The following is a 21027-nucleotide window of genomic DNA, read 5'->3' on the forward strand; positions in this document are numbered from 1 at the left end:
TTGTAGCACGCGGGGTGAGCGTCGACAAGCATTACTGCCTGCGGGTTCCCACGAAGCGGCTGGGCGATCTCACATCTTGGAAACGGCGCCGTCGCGGTCAAGCGGCAGCGCGTCGGCGCACACGCGGAACTTGCGCAGGTTGTGGCGCGCGTCCACGAGCGCGTCGTGGTTGCCGTCGGGCACTTTCGGCAGCCGGGGCTTGCCCGCCATCTGCCAGTATTGCTTCAGCTCGCGGGTGTAGCGCGGCAGGTCGTTCGGCAGCCCCGCCATGTCGCCCCAGAGCTGGGCGAGCACGACGTGGTCGTAGGCGCCCACCCACGCCCACAGCTCCGGGCGGGTCCGCCCCGCCGTGAGAAACGCGTACACCTCGTCGCGGATCTGCGCGGACGGCTTCCACGACGGGTGGCCCGCCCGCGGCAGCTTGTCCAGCACGTGCGCGCGCACCCACTCGTTCGCGCGGGTGGCGTCGAAGTCGGTGGACACGGCGTAGTACTCCCGCCCGTCCTCGGCGACGATGCCGATGCTGACGAGCTCGATCGTGGTGCCGTCCTCGATGAACTCGGTGTCGTAGAAGTACCGCATGCTACTTGCGCTGCTCCGCGCGGATCTCCTCGAGCATTTCGCGTCTCGACGGCACACGTTCCGCACCCTCCGCGCCATCCTCGTCGCCTGCGCTGCCGCGCTTCGGCCAGAACATCACCACCGCTACGGCGGCCACGGCCAGCGGGCCTGCGAGCTTCGGGTGCCAGCCCGTCTGCGACGCGACGAGGTAGAGCGCGACGACGACGCAGACGAGCACGACGCGCACGATCAACTGCTTGTTCACGGCCTCGCCCCCTCGGGGTACTCCCCGGTCTCTTCCAGCGATTTCTTCACGTCCGACGCGTAGACGTCGACGTATTGCGTGCCCACCATGTCCGCGAGGCGCTGCATGCAGTAGTCCGTGAACGGGCGTACCGCCTCGCGCGAGGCGGGGTCGTAGCCGTGCTCGCGCGCCCAGGCGTGCGGGTCGATCTGCTCCGAGATCTTGATGCGCACCTTCGCCGGGCGCGGGATGGTGGTGCCGATCGGGTTCGCGTTGCGGGTGCCGATCATCGCGGTGAGAATGACGGGCACGCCCGTCGCCATCGCGACGCGTGCCATCCCGGTGCGCCCCTTGTACACGCGCCCGTCGGGCGAGCGGGTGCCCTCGGGATAGATGCCGAAGAGGTCGCCACGCGCGAGGACTTCCTCCGCCGCGGCCTGCAGCGTGTCGCCGGCGTCCTTGGATTCCCGGTCGATGGGGATCTGGCCCACCGAGGAGAAGAAGAACTTCTGGATCTTGCCGGAGACGCCCGTGCCGGTGAAGTACTCCTTCTTCGCCGGGAACGTGAGCTGGCGGCGGACCATGAGCGGCAGGTAGAACGAGTCCATCACCGCCTGGTGGTTGGACACCAGAATCGCCGCCCCCGCTTTGGGGATGTTCTCCGCGCCGTAGATGCGCGGGCGGTTCCACACGAGCAGCGGCGGCCCGAGGATAGCTTTGAACAGGGAATACCGCTTGTTTTCCATCGCTTCTCCCATTTTAATGCGGCTCGCGGGCCAAGTCTGCGACCCCGATCATACCCGCCCGGGACCCCAGCTCCGCGCAGAGGATCTCCGGCAGCGGGCGGTATCCGGCGCCGACGATGTTCGCCTCCATCGCCGCGCGCGCGTCCGCGAGGTACAGGTCGGCGTCGTCGCTCACACCCCCGCCGAGCACGATCTGGGCCGGGTCGAGGATGTCGGCGACCATCGCCAGGCCGCGCCCGAGCCACGTGGAGAAGCTGTCGAGCGCCGCGAGCGCGAGCTCGTCGCCCGCGCGTGCGCCGGCCATGATGTCGTGGCCGCTCGCCCGCTTCTCGACGACCGCCCGGTACAGCGGCGCTTTCCGGTACCCGCCGTTTGTGGCGATGTCGATCGCGCAGTCCACCAGCGACGTGCCGGAGGCGTAGCGCTCGAGGCAGCCCTGCTTGCCACACGAGCACACGCGCCCGCCCGGCACGACGGTGATGTGCCCGAACTCCGGGGCCGTGCCGAACGCGCCGCGGTAGATCTCGCCACGGTGCATGAGCGTCGCGCCGATGCCGGTGCCGACGGCGAAGAACACCCACGTCTCCATGTCGCGGGCGGCGCCGTAGCGGTACTCGCCCCAGGCGGCGGAGTTCGCGTCGTGCTCGAGGCGCACCGGCAACCCGAGCGCCGCCTCGAGGTCGCGGCGCACCGGCTGGTCGTCGCGCCACGGCAGGTGCGGGGCGAAGCGCACGATCTCGCAGTCCGGGTCCAAGAACCCGGCAATGGCGAGGCCCACCGCGGCGATGTCGTACTTCCCGCGCAACTCGCCCACCATGCCCACGATCGTGCGGGTGAGCCCGTCCGCGTCGTGCGGGGTGCCGGTGCGGATCTCGTCGACGATCGTGCCGCGCGCGTCCACGACGGCGGCGCGCGCGTTCGTGCCGCCGATGTCGAAGCCGACGGTGAGCGCGCCCTCCGGAGTCTGTTCAGCCATAACTGCGCAGTTTAGTCCCGCGGTCCCCGGCACAGCATTGACAGGCGCTGCCCCAGCACGTCCCAGGAGAAGCGCTCCGCAACGTGGGCGCGGCCGGCGGCGCCCATGCGGGCGCGGCCCCCGGCGTCGTTAAGCAACCGCGCGATTGCCCCCGCGACGGCGGACGCATCTCGCCCGTCGACGACGACGCCGGTGGCCGCGGTGACGGTCTCCGGGGCGCCGCCGGAGTCGCCGGCGACGACGGGCACGCCGCACGCCTGGGCCTCGAGGTAGACGATGCCGAGGCCCTCGACGTCGAGCCCGCCGAGTCGGGTGCGCGCGGGCATCGCGAACACGTCGGCGGCCGCGACGATGTCGCGCAGGCGCTCCCGCGGCACCGCACCGGTGAACTGCACCCCCTCGACCCCGGCCGCGAGCTCGCACAGCCGCGGCGCGTACGGCCCCTCCCCCACGATGACGAGCTGCGCGCCCGCTGCGTATCGACGGACCTCCGGCCAGCCCTCGATCAGCACATCCTGCCCCTTACGCGCGACGAGGCGCGAGGCGCACACCACGAGCGGGGCCTCGCCGACGCCGAGGGCGGCGCGGGTGGCGGCGCGCTCGTCCGGCGTGGCCGGGTGGAAGAACCCCGTGTTTACACCCGACGGCAGCGCCACGTACTTGGGGTGGCCGCCGAGCGCGCCGCGGAGGCGCTCGAGCGTGTAGTCCGAGATGTATGTCACCGTGTCGGCGCGGCGGCCGATGGCGCGCAGCGCCCCGCGGGCCCCGGACAGCTTCGCCCACCCGACCTCGTGGCCGTGCGTCGTCGCGATGACGCGGCTTGCCCCCGCGCGCTTGGCCACCCCGCCCATGAGCGCGAGCGGCGCGGCGGCGCCGAACCAGACGGTGTCCACGCCGCGCTCCCAGACGAGCCGCGCCACCTCGCGCGCGGTCGCGGGCGTGGGCAGCATGACGCGGCGCGGCCAGCGCACGACCTCGAACGGCTGGCTCGCGTCGTACGCGCGCGCAGCCCTCGCATCCTGGGTCGAGGCGAACACGACGATCGAGTCCGCGCCGTCGCGGCGCACAAGCTCGTCGACGTAGTCCCGCAGATACGACTGAATCCCGCCCACGGTGGGCGGGAAGTCGTTGGTGACAAGGAGCGTCTTAATAGCGCACGGCGCCCTGGATCGGCATAGAGTTCAGGGGCACGACCTGGATCGGGATGCCGTAGTCCGAGGAGTGGACCACCATGCCGTCGCCGATGTACATGCCCACGTGCGTCACGCCCGGGTAGTAGCCGATGATGTCGCCAGGCTGCAGCGCGTCGAGCGGGACCGGCGTGCCGCCGGCGAGCTGCGCCTGCGACGTGCGCGGGATGCCGATGCCGTTCTGCGCGTACGCCCAGACCATGAGGCCGGAGCAGTCGAACGCGTCGGGGCCGGCGGCGCCCCAGCCGTACGGCTTGCCCAGCTCCGCAAGCGCGGCCGCGGCCACACCGGAGACCGCGCCCGGCAGCGCGGCCGCGTCAACCGGGTTGTCCTTCGTGACCCAGCGCTGGCGGTCCGCCTCGTTGAGGTTGTCCACGCGCGTCTCGATGTCCTTCACGCGCTTGTCCAGATCCGCGCGCTCCTTCTCCAGTTTCTTGCGCTGGGATTCGAGCTCGTTGCGCGAGTGCTGCGCCTCCGCCACGGCGATGTTCGCCTCGGTCGCCTTGTCCGCGGCCTGGCGATTGGCCACCTCGAGCTCGTCGAGCGCCCGCTGGGAGTTGCGGGTGAGCGAGGCGAGGTACGCCGAGCGGTCGATCGCCTCTTGCGGGTTGCCGGAGTCCAGTGTCGACATGAGCGTCTCGGACTTCGGGATGCGGTAGCGCGACTGCGCGATGTCCCCGACGTTCTTGCGCTGCTCCTGGCTCACGCCCTGCAGCGAGGCGAGCTCGGCCTTCGCGTCCTTCGCGCGGCGGTTCGCGTCGTCAACCTTCTTCTCGGACGCCGCGATCTTGTCCTCCAGGCCCTTGATCTCCTCCGCCTTCGCGGTGGCCTCGTGGGAGATGGAATCCATCTCGTCGATCAACTTGTCCACGTCGTCCGCGCGCGCTGGGGCGGCGGCGCTGCCGAGCAAGACAATGCTGGCCGCAGCAGCGGCCGGCACACTGCGGTTACGGGAGGAACGGAGCGAGTGCTTACCCACGAGAACTACCTCTTCGCCTGGGTGATGAGAACGAACAAACTATAGCCGGTCAGGCCCCTCCCGCCAAGCAAAAAATACCGCCTCGAGCGAAGACGTGACAGGTGTGATTCAAGGGGCTGAACGTGAAGAAAGCCCCGGCCCGCACGAAGGCGGAACCGGGGTTCGGATGCGGCGGGAGCGCCGCGGGCGGCGACGCTTAGAAGCGCACCACAGAGTAGATCGGCATCATGTACATGTCGCGGTAACCCACCGGGATGCCGGAGTTCAGCGCGTCGATAATCTGGCCGTTGCCGGCGTAGATGGCAACGTGGGACGCTCCGCTGTAGTACACGACGATGTCGCCCGGCTGGATGTCGCTCAGCGCGACCTGCTGGCCGGCGGAGGCCTGCGCCTGGGAGGTGCGCGGGATGGACTTGCCAACCTGCGAGTAGACCCAGGAGGTGAAGCCGGAGCAGTCGAAAGCGTCCGGGCCGGCGGCGCCGTAGACGTACGGGGAGCCGATCTTCGACTGGGCGATGGACACGATGCGCTCGCCGACGGACGGCTGCGGGGCCGGAGCCGAGGCCGGTGCGGCGACCGGGGCTGCGTAGGTCTGGGCGACCTGCGCCGGCTGGGCCGGAAGCACCTGGCGTTCGACGTTGGCGATGAAATCGCTGAAGCCCGGCACGCTGTTCACGCCCGGCAGCGCCTTCACGGAGTTGATCGCGTTGCGGATGTCACCCTCGGCGGAAACGCCGGAGAGCGACGGGATCCAGGCGTCGATGCCCGGGATCGCGGCGATGCCCGGCACGTTCTCAATGCCCGGAACCTGGACGGTGACGGGGGTGTTGGGCACACGGACCTCGGCGGCGGAGGCGGCGGCCGGCGCGATGAGCGCAGCGCCTGCTGCGAGAGCGGTGGTGGCCGCTGCTGCGCGGGCTGCGGTGTTGGTCTGGCGACGGTGCTTTGCCACTGTACGTTTCTCCATATCTTCTCTTCGCCAACCGGGTTAGCTGTCGGGCGGGGTGTTGAGAATGAGCCCTGGGCCGGTTCGGCCCGGCGCCCCACGGGGAACGGAAGTTCCCACTGTGGTTCCCCGGTCCCCTGTCCGCGCCGTCCGCGGGGTGCGGGCGGGCCTGAGGGTTACGGCTATATGTTCTTTTCGGACCATGCTGCCAACGGCTGTTGTCGCAATGTCTCGATCAGGTTACGAAACGGCAACGGCCGTGTCCATTCGCCACTCCGTTACAGATCCGTTATCAACAACATCCGGGGCGCCGGGGCGGGGCTGGCGTGGCGCGGCCGGAGGGTCGTCGATACACAAAAGCTCACCTACTATGGGTGTCTACCTGCATGTTTACGTCAACTCAGGCCGCAATGTGCGTGCGCCGCAAACCTCTACATAACCCTAAGATAACAGTCTGTGTGACCTTCGACACATGCCTAAGTTCACCGAGTTGTGACAAAAGGAAACGCCCCATCCCGCAAGCGGAATGGGGCGCGGTTACGACCGCAGTGGGCGCCTACTCGGCGCTGGTGTGCGTCGCGTCGCGGTCGGAGCGGTCCTTCGTGGCCTCGAGCGCGCGCAGCGTCTCGACGGCCTCGTGGTGGTTCTGCTCCTCCATGTCGCGGACGCGCTCGGTGACGCCGAGCTCTGCCGGGGCGAACTTGCCCACCGTCTCGGAGTCGGCGAAGCCGAGCTGGTTCATCTGCTTCGGCACGCGGGCGCCGGCGTACTCGAGCGGCTGCGGGTGGCCGTCCGCGTCCACCGGGCCGAGCGGCTGGTGGATCTCCACAAACGCGCCGTTCGGCAGGCGCTTGATGATGCCGGTCTCGATGCCGTGCTCGAGCACCTCGCGGTCCGAGCGCTGCAGGCCGATACACAGGCGGTAGGTGATGAAGAACGCCAGCGGCGGCAAGACGATGAGGCCGATGCGGCCCACCCAGGTCATCGCGTTGAGCGAGATCTGGAAGAAGTGCGCGACGTGGTCGTTACCACCCGAGATAGTGAGCAGCAGGAAGAACGTCAGGCCCATGACGCCGATGCCGGTGCGTGCGGGCACGTCGCGCGGGCGCTGCAGCAGGTTGTGGTGGGCGTCATCGCCGGTGATCTTCTTCTCGATGAACGGGTAGGAGATCAGCAGGATCACCATGACCAGACACAGCATGGCCACCCAGAACGCGCCCGGGATGGTGTAGTGGCCCAGGTAGAGCTCCCACGCCGGCATGACACGAGCGGCGCCGTCGGTCCAGAGCATGTACACGTCAGGCTGCGAACCGGCGGAGACCTGCGACGGGTTGTACGGGCCGAGGTTCCAGATGGAGTTGATCGAGGTGAGGCCGGCCATCGCAGAGAGTACTGCGAAGACGACCATCATGTAGCCGATCGCCTCGGTGGCGAACACCGGGAGGATACGGACGCCGACAACGTTGTTCTCGGTGCGGCCCGGACCCGGAAACTGGGTGTGCTTCTGGAACCAGACCAGCGCGAGGTGCGCGGCGACCAGGGCGAGGATGATGCCCGGGACGATGAGCACGTGGAGGATGTAGAAGCGGTCCAGCATGAGGTCCGACGGGAAGTCGCCGCCGAAGATCGCCCAGTGCAGCCAGGTGCCGATGATCGGCAGGCCGAGGATGATCGCGGACATGATGCGCAGGCCGACGCCGGAGAGCAGGTCGTCCGGCAGGGAGTAACCCATGAAGCCCTCGATCATGCCGAGCAGCACGAGGGTGACGCCGATGAGCCAGTTCGCCTCACGCGGGCGGCGGAACGCGCCGGTGAAGAACACGCGCATCATGTGGGCGAACATCGCCATCATGAACATCAGCGCAGCCCAGTGGTGCATCTGGCGGACAAAGAGGCCGCCGCGCACGTCGAAGGAGAGGTCGAGCGCCGAAGCGTAGGCGCGTGACATCTCGACACCGTTCAGCGGCAGGTACGCGCCGTCGTAGATCACCTTCGTGATGGACGGGTCGAAGAACAGCGCGAGGTAGCAACCGGTCAGTAGCAGGATGACGAAGCTGTAGAGCGCCATCTCGCCGAGCATGAAGGACCAGTGGGTCGGGAAGACCTTGTTCAGCTGCGGGCGCAGCACGCCCGAGATCGTGTAGCGCGAATCAACATTTTCCGCGGCTTGTTTCATTTTGGTACTCATTAGGACTGACGCTCCCAGAAGGCCGGGCCGACGGGCTCAACAAAGTTCCCGTTGGCGATGAGGTAACCGTCTTCGTCAACAGTCACAGGCAGCTGCGGCAGCGCGCGGGCGGCCGGTCCGAAGATCGGCTTGCCATGCTGCAAGGCATCGAACTGCGACTGGTGGCACGGGCACAGGATGCGGTTGGTCTGGGCCTCGTACAGCGAGGTCGGGCAACCAATGTGCGTGCAGATCTTGGAGTAGGCGTAGTAGTCGCCGTAGTGGAAGTTCTCCTGCCCCTCGCGCTCCACCACGCGCTTCGCGTCCTGCGAGCGCAGGCGGATGAGCATGACGGGGTTGCGGGGGCCGTGGATGGAGTGCATGTGGTGCTCGTAGACGTCGCGGGCCGGATCGTAATCCTCGCCGTCGTTCACGTCCTCCGGGTAGAGCGGGAACACCGTCTCCATCGCGGCGGCCGCGAGATCCTCCGGGCGCATGCGCACGAGGCGGGACACGCCGGCGGTGCTGTAGTGCGAGCCGACCTCACCCTCGTGCAGCTCGGCGATCGCGCCGGTGTCGCGGCCGAGGTAGACCTTCACGCCCTTGTCCTGGATGGTCCAGCCGTGGGTCCACAGGGTGCCATCGCCGTGGTAGTCCAGCTCGTGGCGGACCTTCCACGGGTTCTTGATCAAGCCGCCGAGCGGGGCGATGACCATGAGGCCGGCGAGGACGCCCGCAGTGCCCAACAGACCCTGCAGTGCTTTACGACGACCAAGGGTCGACGTCTCCCAGGCGTCGTTGAGCAGCGCGGTCGTCGTGCGGCGGTCCAGCTCGCTCGACGGACCGTCGTGGCGGCGCTGCACCGCGATCTCCTCCGGCACGAACTTCTTCACGTACTGGATGATGGAGACGCCGAGCGCGCAGAACGCGAGGCCGGCCGTGAGGCCAAGCAGCGGGGTGTACAGGGTGTACGTCCACAGACCGTCGTCGCCGTGGAACTTCGGCTCCCACGGCCAGAACAGGTACACGCCGATGAAGGCGAGCGCGCTGAGCACCGAGATGGTGAGCCAGATCTTGATGCCGCGCTCCGCAGACTTCTCGCGCGGGTCACCCTCGACCGGGAAGCGCTCCTTGCGGTAGGCGACCGTGACGTCGTCGAGCTCGGTGCCGAGTGCGGCGAGCTCCGCGTTGTTCATGCGGTCGAGCTCTTCGACGCTGTAATTCTTCTTCACTTCACTCATGAGCGGGATCCAATCCACATAGCAGCGATCGCGACCAGGGTCACGCCGATCATCCACATCGCCATACCCTCAGACACCGGGCCAAGGCCACCGAGGCCCCAGCCGCCGGGCAGCGGGGTTTCCTTGGTGGACTTGATGTAGGCGATGATGTCCTTCTTCTCGTCAGCGCTGAGCTGGCGGTCGGAGAACTTCGGCATGTTCTGCGGGCCGGTGAGCATGGCCTGGTAGATCTCCTGCTCATTCGCAGGATCGAGCACCGGGGCGTACTTACCGGACGAGAGCGCGCCGCCACGGCCGGTGAAGTTGTGGCAGGACGCGCAGTTGAGGCGGAACAGCTCGCCGCCGCGGGCGACGTCGGCCGCCTGGATGTTGCCGTCGTAGTTCTTGCCGCGCAGCTCCTCCATCGCGAGGGAGCCGTCCTTGTTGTACACGAGCTCCGGGCCGCCGCCGTTCGCCGCGACGTACGCGGCGAGGGCGAGGGCCTGGTTCTCGGTGTAGCGCGGGCGCTTGCGCTCGGCCTGCGCGTCATTGGACATCATGGGCATGCGGCCGGAGTTGACCTGGAAGTACACGGCGCCCTCGCCGGTACCGATAAGCGACGGACCGCGGTCCTTCACGCCCTGCAGGTTCGCGCCGTGGCACGTGATGCAGGCGACGTCGTAGATGTCCTTGCCCTCCTGGATGAGCGCCTGGTCATCACGCGCCGCCGTAGCCACCTGCGCGTTCGGGGTCAGCGCGGAGGCGAGCAGGCCCGCCCCGGTCAACCCCAGCGTCAGGGCGGCGGCGCCAGCGACGGTGCGCTGCGTCTTGCGTCCCTGGCGCTTCTTCTTGGGTGAGTTATTCATTGTGTTCCCTTAAACGACTTTTCAGAATTTCCGCGTCCCGGGCGTAACCCGGGGCCGATCTACTGAACGAGGTAGATGGTGATGAACACGCCGATCCAAACAGCATCGACGAAGTGCCAGTAGTAGGACACCGCCATCGCGGCGGTTGCCTGCGCCGGGGTGAACTTCGACTTGGCCACGCGCAGCAGCACGACGACGAAGGCGATGATGCCCGCGGTCACGTGCGCCATGTGGAAGCCGGTGATGATGTAGAACACCGAGCCGTAGACGCTCGCCTGCGGGGTCACGCCCTCGGACGCCATCGAGGTCCACTCGAAGGCCACGAGGCCGAGGAAGATCACGCCGAGGACGACGGTGACGGTGAACCACTTGCGCAGCCCGAAAACGTCACCCCGCTCAGCGGCGAACACACCGAACTGGGACGTGAACGAAGAGGACACGAGGACGATGGTGATCACCAGGCCGAACACCACGTTGAGGTGCTCGGTCTGGTTGCCCCAGTCCCCTGCGGCCAGGCCGTTTGCGCGCGACGTGAAGTACATCGCGAACAAACCGGCGAAGAACATGAGCTCCTGGGCGAGGAACGCGATCGTGCCAACGCTGACCATGTTCGGACGGTTCAGCGCTGGGACACGATTCTGCGGTGTCGCCATATCTTGGTTTGTAATTGCGGTCGTCACGCGTGTGATTATCCCCTATCTCCGCCTGATATTCATCTCACTCACCCCCGTAATTTTCCTGTGAGCACGGCCCGGAGCTGCGCCTTTTTGTAGACACGTTTGTTGCAAAAAGTTTTTTCGCTTCGCCGGGAACTTTTTCGCCCCGTTTTACGACGCCCAACGTTGCAGGTCATCGCGCCGACCGCTCCCCCGCCCCGGAAGCGGCGCCCGGAGCGGTTTGCGTATCGACGCCCTCCGGCGCGCCGCCGCCCGCCGCCCACAGTTCCCGCATGTGCCATATCTCACACCCGCCCGGCCCGCACCGCCGGCGTTCCCCCACGTCCCCAACTTTCGATTGACCCCCGGGGTTGCAGGCGCGAAAACACCCCCAGCCTGCGGGGCAGGTTGGGGGTGCGGGGCTGCGCGGGTGGCTAGTGCTTCTCGCGCGGGATGCCGTACTGCAGGTTGAGCTGCGCGGTGGTCCAGATGAGCATGACCGCGCCGAAGGCCAGCAGCCACAGCTGCCAGAAGGCGATGCCGAGGCCGAGGAAGCAGATGGACGCGGCCATCGCGAACGGCCAGATCGAGCTCGGCGAGTAGAAGCCGAGGACGCCGGCGCCGTCTTCCATCTCGGCCTCCTCCCAGTCCTCCGGGACGATGTCCATGCGACGCTCGGTGATGTTGAGGTAGCCGCCGAGCATGAAAGAGAAGGCTGCCGCGAGGGTCAGGCCGACCGCGCCGATCCACTCGACGCCGAACAGGTACGCGTCCTCACCGATCCAGTTGGTCGCAAGGATGTAGAACACTGCCATCAGTGCGAGGAAGGTGCCGATGGCGTAGAAAACTTTTGATCCGGTTCCCATTGCTGCGTGCTCTCTTTCTTAGACGTTCGCGTTCGGGTCGACGGTGTTGTCGCCGTCGCGCGTCGCGTCGCGCTGGGTGACGAACGGGTGGGTGGTGGTGGCGTACGGCTCCTCGCCGATGGAACGCAGCGCCTCGGAGTTCGGGGCCTCCGGGTGCTCGCGGCGGTACTCGATGTACTTCTCGAACTTGTCCGGGCTCACGGCGCGAACCTCGAAGTTCATCATGGAGTGGTAGGTACCGCACATCTCGGCGCAGCGGCCGACGAAGGCGCCTTCCTTCTCAATCTTCTCGATCTGGAAGTTGCGCTGCTGCTGGTTCGCCTCCGGGTGGGCGTACACGTCGCGCTTGAACAGGAACTCCGGCACCCAGAACGCGTGGTTCACGTCGCCGGACGCGAGGCGGAACTCGATCGCCGTTTCAGTCGGGAGCACGAGCACCGGGATCTCCTCGGTGGAGCCGATCGTCTCAATCTTGTTGAAGTTGAGGTAGGACAGATCGCCCATCGAGGTGCCGTGGATCGGGTTCGCGTTGTGCATGTCCTGCGGGTCGTACTTCGTCTTCTCCGCCGCCGCCTGACGCTCGGAGTCGAGGCCGTCGTACGTCTTGCCGTCCGCGGTGAGCTCGCCGTCCACCTCGGCGTAGCCGAACTTCCAGTTCCACTGGTAGCCGGTGACGTCGACGGTGACCTTCGGATCCTTATCCAGGGCCGTCGTCCGTGTCTGCGCCTGCACGGTAAAGAAGAACAGGACCATGACGATGATGATCGGCAGGGCGGTCAGGCCCAGCTCCAGCGGCACGTTGTACTGCAGCTGCTTCGGGAACTCGCCGTCGCCCTTCTTCACGCGGGCCTTGTGGTTCCATCGGACGATCGCCATGATGAACAGGCCCCACATGATGAAGCCGATGATCCAGGCGGCCAACCAGACCCACACCCAGAAGTTGTACATCTGGGTGCCTTCCGGGGTCACCGGATCGGGCCAGCCCATGTCGAGGATGTTCGCGAGCCCTTCCGGCGGGGCGACGTCGCAGCCGGTCAGCGTGAGGCTGCCCAGCAGGAGTGCGCCCGCGACACCGGCCTTCCTGGCGAAACCGCGGTTTGCTTCCTTTTCCACGTGTGTTGCCTTCCTGTCCACACTAAAACCACCGAATGCCCGTGCCGTACGCACGCCGTACGCAGAGCGCACTGGCAGAACATTCCTATGTGGCCAGAATAGTTCATGGGGCCGGGGCTGTCGGAATCTCGGCGGCGGGCGGGGGCGTTGCGGGCCGGAGGATCGTCGATACGCAATTGCTTTCGCCGGAATAAGCCCCACGCTGCGGGTTAGCGGACCAGCGGCGCGCGCCCGCGGTGTGACCCGCGGCACGGTCGCCCGGTTTCATCCTTAAGTTGGCCCCCTTATGGGGCACGGCGAAAGTTGGGCGGATCCGAGCCGCGGCCGGTTCACCCGATTCGCGGCCCAAACCCTATTGTTGAGGGGACTCGTCGGCGCGCCCGAGCGCGGGTGCGCCTTATATATACGGAGAGGTTTGTATGTGTGGCCTTCTAGCCCTGCTGTCCGCCAACAGTGACGCGCCCGCGTTCGTGGAACCGGTCGAGCGCGCCCTGCCCTGCATGTACCACCGCGGCCCCGACGCCGCCGGCACCTGGAGCGACGACGACGCCGTGTTCGGCTTCAACCGGCTCGCCATCATCGACATCGAGCACTCACACCAGCCGCTGCGCTGGGGCCCCGCCGAGTCGCCGGAGCGCTACGCGCTGACGTTCAACGGCGAGATCTACAACTACGTCGAGCTGCGCGAGGAGCTCGCGGCGGCCGGCTACACGTTCAACACCGAGGGCGACGGCGAGCCCATCGTCGTGGGCTACCACCACTGGGGCGCCAACGTGGTCGAGCACCTGCGCGGCATGTTCGCGTTCGTCATCTGGGACACGGAGACGGAGACAATGTTCGCGGCGCGTGACCAGTTCGGCATCAAGCCGCTGTTCTACGCCACGACGGACAGGGGCACGGTCTTCGCCTCGGAGAAGAAGTCCATCCTCGAGATGGCGCCGGAGCTCGGTCTCGGCCTGGGCCTTGACCGCCGCGCAATCGAGCACTATGTGGACCTCCAGTACGTGCCGGAGCCGGAGAGCCTGCACAGCGGCATCCGCCGGGTGGAGTCCGGCTGCACCGTCACGCTCAAGCCCGGCGGCGAGGTCCACTCCGACCGCTACTTCAAGCCTCACTTCACCCCCACCCCCGTTGTGAAGGGCAAGGAGCAGGACCTCTACGACCGCATTGCGAGGGCGCTCGAGGATTCGGTGGCGAAGCACATGCGTGCCGACGTCACCGTCGGCTCCTTCCTCTCCGGCGGCATCGACTCCACGGCCATCGCGGCCCTGGCGAAGCGTCACAACCCCAACCTGCTCACGTTCACCACCGGCTTCGAGCGCGAGGGCTACTCCGAGGTCGACGTCGCCGCCGAGTCCGCGGCGGCGATCGGTGTGGAGCACATCGTGAAGATCGTCTCCCCCGAGGAGTACGCGGCGGCCGTACCGAAGATCATGTGGTACCTCGACGACCCGGTCGCGGACCCCTCGCTCGTGCCGCTCTTCTTCGTGGCGCAGGAGGCCCGCAAGCACGTCAAGGTCGTGCTCTCCGGCGAGGGCGCGGACGAGCTGTTCGGCGGCTACACGATCTACAAGGAGCCGCTTTCGCTCGCCCCGTTTGAGAAGCTGCCCACCCCGCTCAACCGCGGGCTGAACCGGCTCAGTCGCGTGCTCCCGGAGGGCGTGAAAGGCAAGAGCCTCCTCGAGCGCGGCACCACGCCGATGGAGGACCGCTACTACGGCAACGCACGCTCCTTCAACTTCGCGCAGCTGCAGCGCGTCCTGCCCTGGGCGAAGCGCGAGTGGGATCACCGCGAGGTCACCGCCCCGATCTACGCAGCGTCGACCGAGATGGACCCGGTCGCGCGCATGCAGAACCTCGACCTGTTCACCTGGATGCGCGGCGACATCCTGGTCAAGGCCGACAAGATGAATATGGCCAACTCGCTCGAACTGCGCGTGCCGTTTTTGGACAAGGAGGTCTTTGAAGTCGCCCAGACCATCCCCTACGACCAGAAGATCACCCACGGCACCACGAAGTACGCGCTGCGCAAGGCGATGGAGCAGATCGTTCCGGAGCACGTGCTGCACCGCAAGAAGCTCGGCTTCCCGGTGCCGATGCGCCACTGGCTCGCCGGCGACGAGCTCTATGGCTGGGCCCAGGACACCATCCGCGATTCCCAGACGGACGACATTTTCAACAAGCCGGAAGTGCTCGAGATGCTCAAGGAGCACCGCGACGGCGTCTCGGACCACTCGCGCCGCCTCTGGACTGTGCTCGCGTTCATGGTCTGGCACGGCATCTTCGTCGAGCACCGCATCGACCCCCAGATCGAGCACAAGGACTACCCGGTTAAGCTGTAGCCATGCGCGGCCAATCCCGGAAGACCCTCGCGCGGCGCCACAACACCGTGCTCATCGCGGTCATGGCCGTGGCGACGCCGCTCATCGCGACGTTCGCCGGCCCCTGGCGCGCCCCCGCCTACGGGTGGGGCGTCGCCTCCATCGTCTACCTCGTGCTCGTGTGGGCGCACATCTCGCGTCTCGACGCCTCCGGCACCGCCGCGTACGCCAGCTCCGAGGAGCCGTCGAGACTCTCCCGCGCGCTGCTGGTCAACCTCGCCGCGCTCATCGCGCTCGCCTCGGTCGGCCTGCTCATGGTCGACGCGGCCGGCGCGAAGGGTGCCGAGGCGTGGGCGACCGGGCTGGCGGCGTTCGCGGTGGTCGCGTCGAGCTGGCTGCTCATCACCACCGTGTTCATCCTGCGCTACGCGGACGTCTACTACGCCCACCCGCCCGTCGGCGGGATAGAGTTCAACCAGGAGGAAGACCCCACCTACCTCGACTTCGCGTACGCCGGGTTCTCGCTCGGCATGACCTACCAGATCTCCGACACCGCGATCACGCAGCCGGAGATGCGCCGCGTGGCGCTGGTGCACAGCATCTACGCGTTCGTGTTCGGCATCGCGATCACGGCGACGAGCATCAACCTCGTCATGTCGCTCGGGAGCTAGGCGCACAGGAAAGCACCCCCGGCCCGTGGCGGGCCGGAGGTGCTTGTCGTCGATACGCAGGCGCTTAGTTGAAGCTGTCGCCGCAGGCGCAGGCGGAACCCGCGTTGGGGTTGTCGATGGTGAAGCCCTGCTGCTCGATCGTGTCAGCGAAATCGATGGTGGCGCCGGTGAGGTACGGCACGCTCATCTTGTCCACGACGAGGCGCACGCCGCCGACGACGTCGGCCTTGTCGCCGTCGAGGTCGCGGTCGTCGAAGTAGAGCTGGTAGCGCAGGCCGGCGCAGCCGCCGGGCTGAACCGCGATGCGCAGGGAGAGGTCGTTGCGGCCCTCCTGGTCGAGCAGCGCCTTCGCCTTCGCCGCCGCGGCCTCGGACAGATTCACACCGGTTGCGGAAGTAGGTGCAGTCATTGAGTACTCCTTCGAACGTCTCTTTCGAGTGGCGCCCATGCTACGCGCCCACTCGCCACAGGCGGTGCAACAGGGGCAGCCGCCCCGGTATTCCCGGTCGCTGCCGGTCGTTGCCGGGAAGCTCCGCGCGCCTTGTAGCCTAGGGTGCGTGAAACTTCCCTGGCAGAAATCCGAGCAGAACGCCGGCGCGGGTTCGACGAAGGTCGAGCTGCCCGAGGCCTCCTCCCCCACGGCCGAGCCGCAGGCGGAGGCGAAGCTCCCGAAGGGCTACACGCCGCCGAAGGGGCGCCCGACGCCGAAGCGCATCGACCAAGAAATCAAGCGCGGCGTGGTGCGCGACCCGAACGCCGCGACCCCCGCGCAGATCCGGCAGCGCGAAAAAGAGCTGAAAAAGTCCATGTCCAAAGAGGAGTGGAAGGCGCACAAGAAGGAGGTCAGGGAAGAAAACCGCGCCCGCAACCGGGAGATGCAGGCGAAGATCGACGCCGGCGACGAGCGCTACCTCACCGACCGCGACAAGGGCCCAGTGCGCGCCTACGTGCGCGACTGGGTGGACTCGCGCCGCTTCTTCAACAACTACGTCATGCCGGCGGCGGTCGTGCTGCTGCTCATCATGCTCATCGGCACGTGGCTGCCGCGCGTCTCCGCGGCACTGTCGCTGCTCAGCCTCGTGTTCATGCTCACGATCTTCATCGAGGGCTTTGTCATCGGCCGCGGCGCCAACCGCGCCGTGCGCAAGAAGTTCCCGGACGCGGACACCGGCTTCGGCCTGGGCATGTACGCGTTCTCGCGCGCCACGCAGCCGCGCAACTGGCGCACCCCGAAGCCGAGGGTCGCCGTCGGGGCGAAGGTGTAGCGCCATGCAGTTTTCGTCGGTGGAGGCGCCGAAGCAGGCGCACGCGCTCGCCGTGGCCGACGCGCTCGCGGGCTCCGCAAATGGGGTCGCGCTGGGCAGGCTCGGCGCGCTCGGGGCGTGGATCGCCGCCGCGCAGGGCCGCGACGTGCCCGCTCCGTTCGCCCGCCCCCGCGCGATCGTCGTCGCCGGCAACCACGGCATCGCCACGCGCGGCGTCTCCGCGTGGACGGCCGACGCGGGCGCTGTGCGCGCCGCCGAGCTCGAGGCTGGCGCGGGCCCGGCGCAGGCGGCCGCCCGCGCGTCTGGGGCGAGCGTGCGGCTCATCGCGGACTACCTCGATGCCCCCACCGGCGCCATCGACGTCGAGTCCGCCGTGCCTCGCGAGGTGTGGGACGCCGCGCTCGCCGCGGGCGCCGAGGTCGCCGACCACGAGATCGACGCCGGCGCGGACCTCATCGTCCCCGGCGACATCGGCGTGGGCAACACCACCGTCGCCGCCGCGCTCTACGGCACGTTCACCCGCACGGAGCCGGTCAAGGCCGTCGGCCGCGGCTCCGGCGTGAACGACGAGGTGTGGAAGGTCAAGACCGCCGCGGTGCGCGACGCGATGTTCCGCGTCCGCGGCTTCCGCGACGACACCGAGCGGGTCTGCGCCGAGCTTTCGGGCCCAGACTTCGCGTTCCTCGCCGGGTTCATCGCCCAGTGCGCGGCGCGCCGCACGCCCGTGCTTTTCGACGGCCCGTACCCCGCCACCGCGGCCTACGTCGCCGAGCGCCTCGCCCCCGGCACCAGGGGCTGGCTCCTCGCGGCGCAGCGCACGGACGAGCCCGCGCACGAGGGGTGCCTGCAGGCGCTCGAGCTCACGCCGGTGGCGGATCTGGGCATAAAAACAGGCCAAGGCGCTGGTGCCCTGGCCGTGCTGCCCCAGCTCAACCTCGCCGCGGAGCTGGTGGGCGAGGTGGTGGCCGGAGGGTCGTCGATACGCGACTAGCCCTCGATGAGGACGGTGTTCCAGCCGTGCGTATCCTCAACGTCGCCGGTCTGGATGCCGCGCAGGCGCTCGCGCAACTCCATGGTGACCTCGCCGGCCTCGTTGCCGTTGACGGTGAACTCGCCCTCATTGCTCTTCACCGTGCCCACCGGGGTGATCACGGCGGCGGTCCCGCACGCCATCGCCTCGGAGATCGTGCCGTCCTCGGCGCCGGAGCGCCACTCGTCGACGGTGATCTTGCGCTCCTCGGTGGCGTAGCCGAGGTCCTCGGCGACCTCGAGGAGAGACTTGCGGGTGATGCCCGGCAGTAGCGAGCCGGAGAGCTCGGGGGTGATGATCTTCGCGTTCTCGCCCGTGCCCTCGACGAACATGAGGTTCATGCCGCCCATCTCCTCGATGTACTTGCGCTCGCACGCGTCGAGCCAGACCACCTGGTCGCAGCCCTTCGCCGCAGCCTGCTGCTGGGCGAGGAGGCTCGCGGCGTAGTTGCCGGCGAACTTCGCGTCGCCGGTGCCGCCGGGGGCTGCGCGGACGTAGTCCTCGGAGATCCACACGCTCACCGGCTTCACGCCGCCGGAGAAGTACGCGCCCGCCGGGGAGGCGATGACGTAGAACGTGTAGCTTGACGACGGCTTCACGCCAAGCGTCTTCTCCGTGCCAATCATGAACGGGCGCAGGTACAGCGACGCCTCACCGCCGGGCTCCGGCACCCACGCGCGGTCGATGTCCACGAGCTGGCGGACGGCCTCGAGGAAGATCTCCTCCGGAAGCTCCGGCATGGCCATGCGGTGAGCAGAGTTCTTCATGCGCTTGGCGTTCTGCTCGGGGCGGAACGCCGTGATGGAGCCGTCGGTGTGACGGTAGGCCTTGAGGCCCTCGAAGATCGCCTGCCCGTAGTGGAACACGTTCGAGGCCGGGTCGAGCGTGACCGGCCCGTACGCGCGCACCTGCGCGTTGTGCCAGCCCTTGTCCTCGGTCCAGTCGATGGAGACCATGTGGTCGGTGAACTCCTGGCCGAACGCCGGGTCCTCCAGAGTTTTCGCGCGCTCCGCGTCGGATGCGGGGTGGTCGGACGGGGTGATTGCGAATTCGATTGCTGCCATGCGGCCAACGTTACTCCCCCCGCTGAGTACGCTCGTCCGGGGAAACCTGTCCGCTACACGAAAGGTGAATTCCATGGCCTTCGACGTTTCCCTGCCCGCCCGCGGCACCACCGTGCGTACCGTCCTCGCGGCGTCCGCACCGGAGGACGCCGCGCTGCTCATCCCCGTCGCCCAAGGCGAGGACGGCATCGAGGTGCCCGTCACGGCGCTCGCCCCGCGCGGGCTGCTCGAGGCGCTCGTCGCGGTCGGCGCGAAGGGTACGGAAGGCGAGATGACGCGCCTGCTTCTCGACGGCCACCTGGTCCTCGCGTTCGGCCTCGGCGACGCCGCCGATATCGACGACGAGGCCGTGCGCCGCGGCGCCGGCGCGGCGGCGCGGGCGCCGCGGCGCCGGCGCGGCGGCGCGGGCGCTTAACGGCGTCGAGCACGCGGCTGTGTCCACGGAATTTGGCGCGGGCGCGGTCGTCGAGGGCCTGCTGCTCGGCGGCTACGTCTACAACGGCCTGAAGTCGCGCGCGGAGACGCTTGACGAGGACAACCCCGATGAGGAGCTGCCGCAGACCACCGAGGTCAGCGTCGTCGGCGCCGACGACGCGGCGCGTGAGGCGTTCGAGCGCGCCGTCATCGTCGCGGAGTCCGTCAACCTCGCCCGCGACCTCGTGAACACCCCCGCCAACTTCCTCTACCCCGAGTCCTACGCCGGCGTGATGGGCGAGGTCGCGCAGGCCGCGGGCCTCGACGTCGAGGTGTTCGACGAGGCGCAGCTCGAGCAGGCCGGCTTCGGCGGCATCCTCGCCGTCGGCCGCGGCTCGGCCCGCCCGCCGCGGCTCGTGCACCTTTCGTGGGCGCCCGAAGGTGCGTCGAGAAGCGTGGCCCTCGTGGGCAAGGGCATCACCTTCGACACCGGCGGCATCTCGCTCAAGCCCGGCTCGGGCATGGAGGACATGATCTCCGACATGGGCGGCTCGGCGGCGCAGCTCGCGGCGCTCGCGGCGATCGCGCGGCTGGGTCTTGGCGTCCGCGTCGACGCCTGGCTCCCCCTCGCCGAGAACATGCCGTCCGGGTCCGCGACGCGCCCGGGCGACGTGATCACGCACTACGGCGGGATCACCAGCGAGGTGATCAACACCGACGCCGAGGGACGCCTCGTGCTTGCCGACGCCATCGCACGCGCCTGCGAGGACGCGCCGGACTACCTCATCGAGACGGCGACGCTCACCGGCGCGCAGCTCGTGGCGCTCGGCGCGCGCACCGCCGGCGTGATGGGCTCCGACGAGCTGCGCGACCTCGTCGCCGACGCCGGGCGAACCGTCGGCGAGCAGGCGTGGGCGATGCCGCTTCTCGAGGAGCAGGAGGACGAGCTCAAGTCCCCCATCGCCGACATCCGCAACACCCACAACGCGCGCACCGGCGGGATGCTGTTCGCCGGGCTGTACCTGTCGCGGTTCGTGCCCGAGGACGTGGAGTGGGCGCACATCGACGTCGCCGGCCCGGCATGGAACGGCGGCGGGGCGCACGGCTACACGCCGAAGCGGGCGACCGGCGCGCCGGTGCGCACGGTGGTGGAGGCGGTCACCAGGCTCGCCGGGTAGCGGGGTGTTGGGGCCTGGCTGGCTGTTGTTTGTAAAAATCAACATGCGGCGGCGCGCACGAGTCTGTGAGCTAGGGTTTTAAAGCCGGTCAGGCGTCCAGCGCAGGTTGCGGATTTTTGCAACGGGTGCGGGGACGCGTCGCTACGCGTAGGGGTTCTCTCCGCGCTCGAATTTGGCGCGGCGCTCCTTCTGCTCCTCGCGCTTGCGCAGGATGCGCTCCTGCTCGATGCGCTTGCGCATCCGGTCGGGGTAGCCGGTCTCCTCGACGTCGTAGAGGACGATGCCCAGCATGTTCGCCACCTGGTCGATGCCTTTCGGGCCGCCGATGCGTCGGCGGGTGTAGTTGCCGTGCTCGTCCACGAGGACGACCGACATCTCGTTGACCATGGTCTCCGGCTCAACATAGCCCTCGACGAACGCGCGACCGACAACCCAGTCGCGCAGGTACTGCGCGTCCTCGGCACGGATGGTCTCGCCCGGCGCGCGCGGCGGTTTAAACGTCGTGGACTTTTTGTTGTTGCCGAACAGGTTGAACACGCCCCACATCATACGGG

General features: G+C 68.1%; 22 protein-coding genes and 1 riboswitch. Of the genes, 6 read left to right on the forward strand and 16 right to left on the reverse strand.

Annotated features, from left to right (window positions below; all coding sequences use genetic code 11):
* Positions 1-69: 69 nt before the first annotated feature.
* The 13 genes from CJEDD_RS08450 to ctaC all read right to left on the reverse strand — a co-directional run bounded on the left by CJEDD_RS08450 (position 70) and on the right by ctaC (position 12530).
* Complete coding sequence (locus CJEDD_RS08450; protein WP_042409624.1) at positions 70-582, reverse strand: polyadenylate-specific 3'-exoribonuclease AS; 513 nt, start codon at positions 580-582, stop codon at positions 70-72.
* Position 583: 1 nt separating this feature from the next.
* Positions 584-826 (reverse strand): hypothetical protein, encoded by a 243-nt coding sequence (locus CJEDD_RS08455; RefSeq protein WP_042409622.1) that lies wholly within the window; start codon positions 824-826, stop codon positions 584-586.
* Positions 823-1551 (reverse strand): lysophospholipid acyltransferase family protein, encoded by a 729-nt coding sequence (locus CJEDD_RS08460; RefSeq protein WP_042409620.1) that lies wholly within the window; start codon positions 1549-1551, stop codon positions 823-825. The genes CJEDD_RS08455 and CJEDD_RS08460 overlap by 4 nt, the downstream gene beginning before the upstream one ends.
* Before the next feature lie 13 nt (positions 1552-1564).
* Positions 1565-2527 (reverse strand): ROK family protein, encoded by a 963-nt coding sequence (locus CJEDD_RS08465; RefSeq protein ID WP_042409617.1) that lies wholly within the window; start codon positions 2525-2527, stop codon positions 1565-1567.
* Between the two features lie 11 nt (positions 2528-2538).
* The gene (locus CJEDD_RS08470; protein ID WP_273657708.1) at positions 2539-3678 is read right to left on the reverse strand and encodes a glycosyltransferase family 4 protein; all 1140 of its coding nucleotides are present in this window, start codon (positions 3676-3678) and stop codon (positions 2539-2541) included.
* Complete coding sequence (locus CJEDD_RS08475; RefSeq protein WP_042405637.1) at positions 3674-4696, reverse strand: C40 family peptidase; 1023 nt, start codon at positions 4694-4696, stop codon at positions 3674-3676. Before CJEDD_RS08475 ends, CJEDD_RS08470 begins: the two co-directional genes overlap by 5 nt.
* Positions 4697-4892: 196 nt before the next feature.
* Entirely contained in the window at positions 4893-5648 is a 756-nt protein-coding gene (locus CJEDD_RS08480; RefSeq protein ID WP_042405640.1) for a C40 family peptidase, read from the reverse strand.
* 13 nt (positions 5649-5661) lie between these two features.
* Positions 5662-5836: riboswitch (cyclic di-AMP (ydaO/yuaA leader) on the reverse strand.
* A gap of 362 nt (positions 5837-6198) precedes the next feature.
* Positions 6199-7830 (reverse strand): cytochrome bc1 complex cytochrome b subunit, encoded by a 1632-nt coding sequence (gene qcrB, locus CJEDD_RS08485; protein WP_042405635.1) that lies wholly within the window; start codon positions 7828-7830, stop codon positions 6199-6201.
* Entirely contained in the window at positions 7830-9050 is a 1221-nt protein-coding gene (gene qcrA / locus CJEDD_RS08490; RefSeq protein WP_042405632.1) for a cytochrome bc1 complex Rieske iron-sulfur subunit, read from the reverse strand. Before qcrA ends, qcrB begins: the two co-directional genes overlap by 1 nt.
* Entirely contained in the window at positions 9047-9895 is an 849-nt protein-coding gene (qcrC, locus tag CJEDD_RS08495; RefSeq protein ID WP_042405630.1) for a cytochrome bc1 complex diheme cytochrome c subunit, read from the reverse strand. The genes qcrA and qcrC overlap by 4 nt, the downstream gene beginning before the upstream one ends.
* 59 nt (positions 9896-9954) lie before the next feature.
* Positions 9955-10575 carry an aa3-type cytochrome oxidase subunit III gene (ctaE, locus tag CJEDD_RS08500; RefSeq protein WP_198132962.1) on the reverse strand — a complete coding sequence of 207 codons (621 nt, stop codon included), beginning with the start codon at positions 10573-10575 and terminating at the stop codon, positions 9955-9957.
* 410 nt (positions 10576-10985) lie between these two features.
* Positions 10986-11417 (reverse strand): aa3-type cytochrome oxidase subunit IV, encoded by a 432-nt coding sequence (gene ctaF, locus CJEDD_RS08505; protein ID WP_042405626.1) that lies wholly within the window; start codon positions 11415-11417, stop codon positions 10986-10988.
* Positions 11418-11435: 18 nt separating this feature from the next.
* Positions 11436-12530 carry an aa3-type cytochrome oxidase subunit II gene (gene ctaC / locus CJEDD_RS08510; protein ID WP_042405623.1) on the reverse strand — a complete coding sequence of 365 codons (1095 nt, stop codon included), beginning with the start codon at positions 12528-12530 and terminating at the stop codon, positions 11436-11438.
* A gap of 419 nt (positions 12531-12949) precedes the next feature.
* Here ctaC and asnB point away from each other — a divergent pair, with 419 nt between their 5' ends.
* Positions 12950-14872 carry an asparagine synthase (glutamine-hydrolyzing) gene (gene asnB / locus CJEDD_RS08515; RefSeq protein ID WP_042405621.1) on the forward strand — a complete coding sequence of 641 codons (1923 nt, stop codon included), beginning with the start codon at positions 12950-12952 and terminating at the stop codon, positions 14870-14872.
* A 2-nt stretch (positions 14873-14874) separates the two neighbouring features.
* Positions 14875-15522 carry a DUF1345 domain-containing protein gene (locus CJEDD_RS08520; protein WP_042405619.1) on the forward strand — a complete coding sequence of 216 codons (648 nt, stop codon included), beginning with the start codon at positions 14875-14877 and terminating at the stop codon, positions 15520-15522.
* 64 nt (positions 15523-15586) lie between these two features.
* Here the strand turns inward: CJEDD_RS08520 and CJEDD_RS08525 are convergent, their stop codons facing one another.
* The gene (locus CJEDD_RS08525) at positions 15587-15931 is read right to left on the reverse strand and encodes a HesB/IscA family protein (RefSeq protein WP_042405617.1); all 345 of its coding nucleotides are present in this window, start codon (positions 15929-15931) and stop codon (positions 15587-15589) included.
* A 148-nt stretch (positions 15932-16079) separates the two neighbouring features.
* Here CJEDD_RS08525 and CJEDD_RS08530 point away from each other — a divergent pair, with 148 nt between their 5' ends.
* Positions 16080-16787, forward strand: a complete 708-nt coding sequence (locus CJEDD_RS08530; protein WP_042405614.1) for a DUF3043 domain-containing protein — start codon at positions 16080-16082, stop codon at positions 16785-16787.
* 4 nt (positions 16788-16791) lie between these two features.
* Positions 16792-17778 (forward strand): nicotinate-nucleotide--dimethylbenzimidazole phosphoribosyltransferase, encoded by a 987-nt coding sequence (locus CJEDD_RS08535; protein WP_042405612.1) that lies wholly within the window; start codon positions 16792-16794, stop codon positions 17776-17778.
* Here the strand turns inward: CJEDD_RS08535 and CJEDD_RS08540 are convergent.
* Positions 17775-18881, reverse strand: a complete 1107-nt coding sequence (locus CJEDD_RS08540) for a branched-chain amino acid aminotransferase (RefSeq protein WP_042405611.1) — start codon at positions 18879-18881, stop codon at positions 17775-17777. The two genes, CJEDD_RS08535 and CJEDD_RS08540, sit on opposite strands and share 4 nt — an antisense overlap.
* A gap of 73 nt (positions 18882-18954) precedes the next feature.
* Here CJEDD_RS08540 and CJEDD_RS12280 point away from each other — a divergent pair, with 73 nt between their 5' ends.
* On the forward strand, positions 18955-19296 hold the full coding sequence (locus tag CJEDD_RS12280) for a M17 family peptidase N-terminal domain-containing protein (RefSeq protein WP_332307883.1): 342 nt from the start codon (positions 18955-18957) through the stop codon (positions 19294-19296).
* Positions 19297-19315: 19 nt separating this feature from the next.
* Positions 19316-20473: a leucyl aminopeptidase gene (locus CJEDD_RS08545; RefSeq protein ID WP_332307882.1), complete on the forward strand. Its 1158-nt coding sequence runs from the start codon at positions 19316-19318 to the stop codon at positions 20471-20473.
* 141 nt (positions 20474-20614) lie between these two features.
* Here CJEDD_RS08545 and CJEDD_RS08550 read toward each other — a convergent pair whose 3' ends face one another.
* Positions 20615-21010, reverse strand: a complete 396-nt coding sequence (locus CJEDD_RS08550) for a hypothetical protein (protein ID WP_042405639.1) — start codon at positions 21008-21010, stop codon at positions 20615-20617.
* Positions 21011-21027 lie beyond the last annotated feature (17 nt).

The organism is Corynebacterium jeddahense, assembly GCF_028609865.1.
GTDB lineage: Bacteria > Actinomycetota > Actinomycetes > Mycobacteriales > Mycobacteriaceae > Corynebacterium > Corynebacterium jeddahense.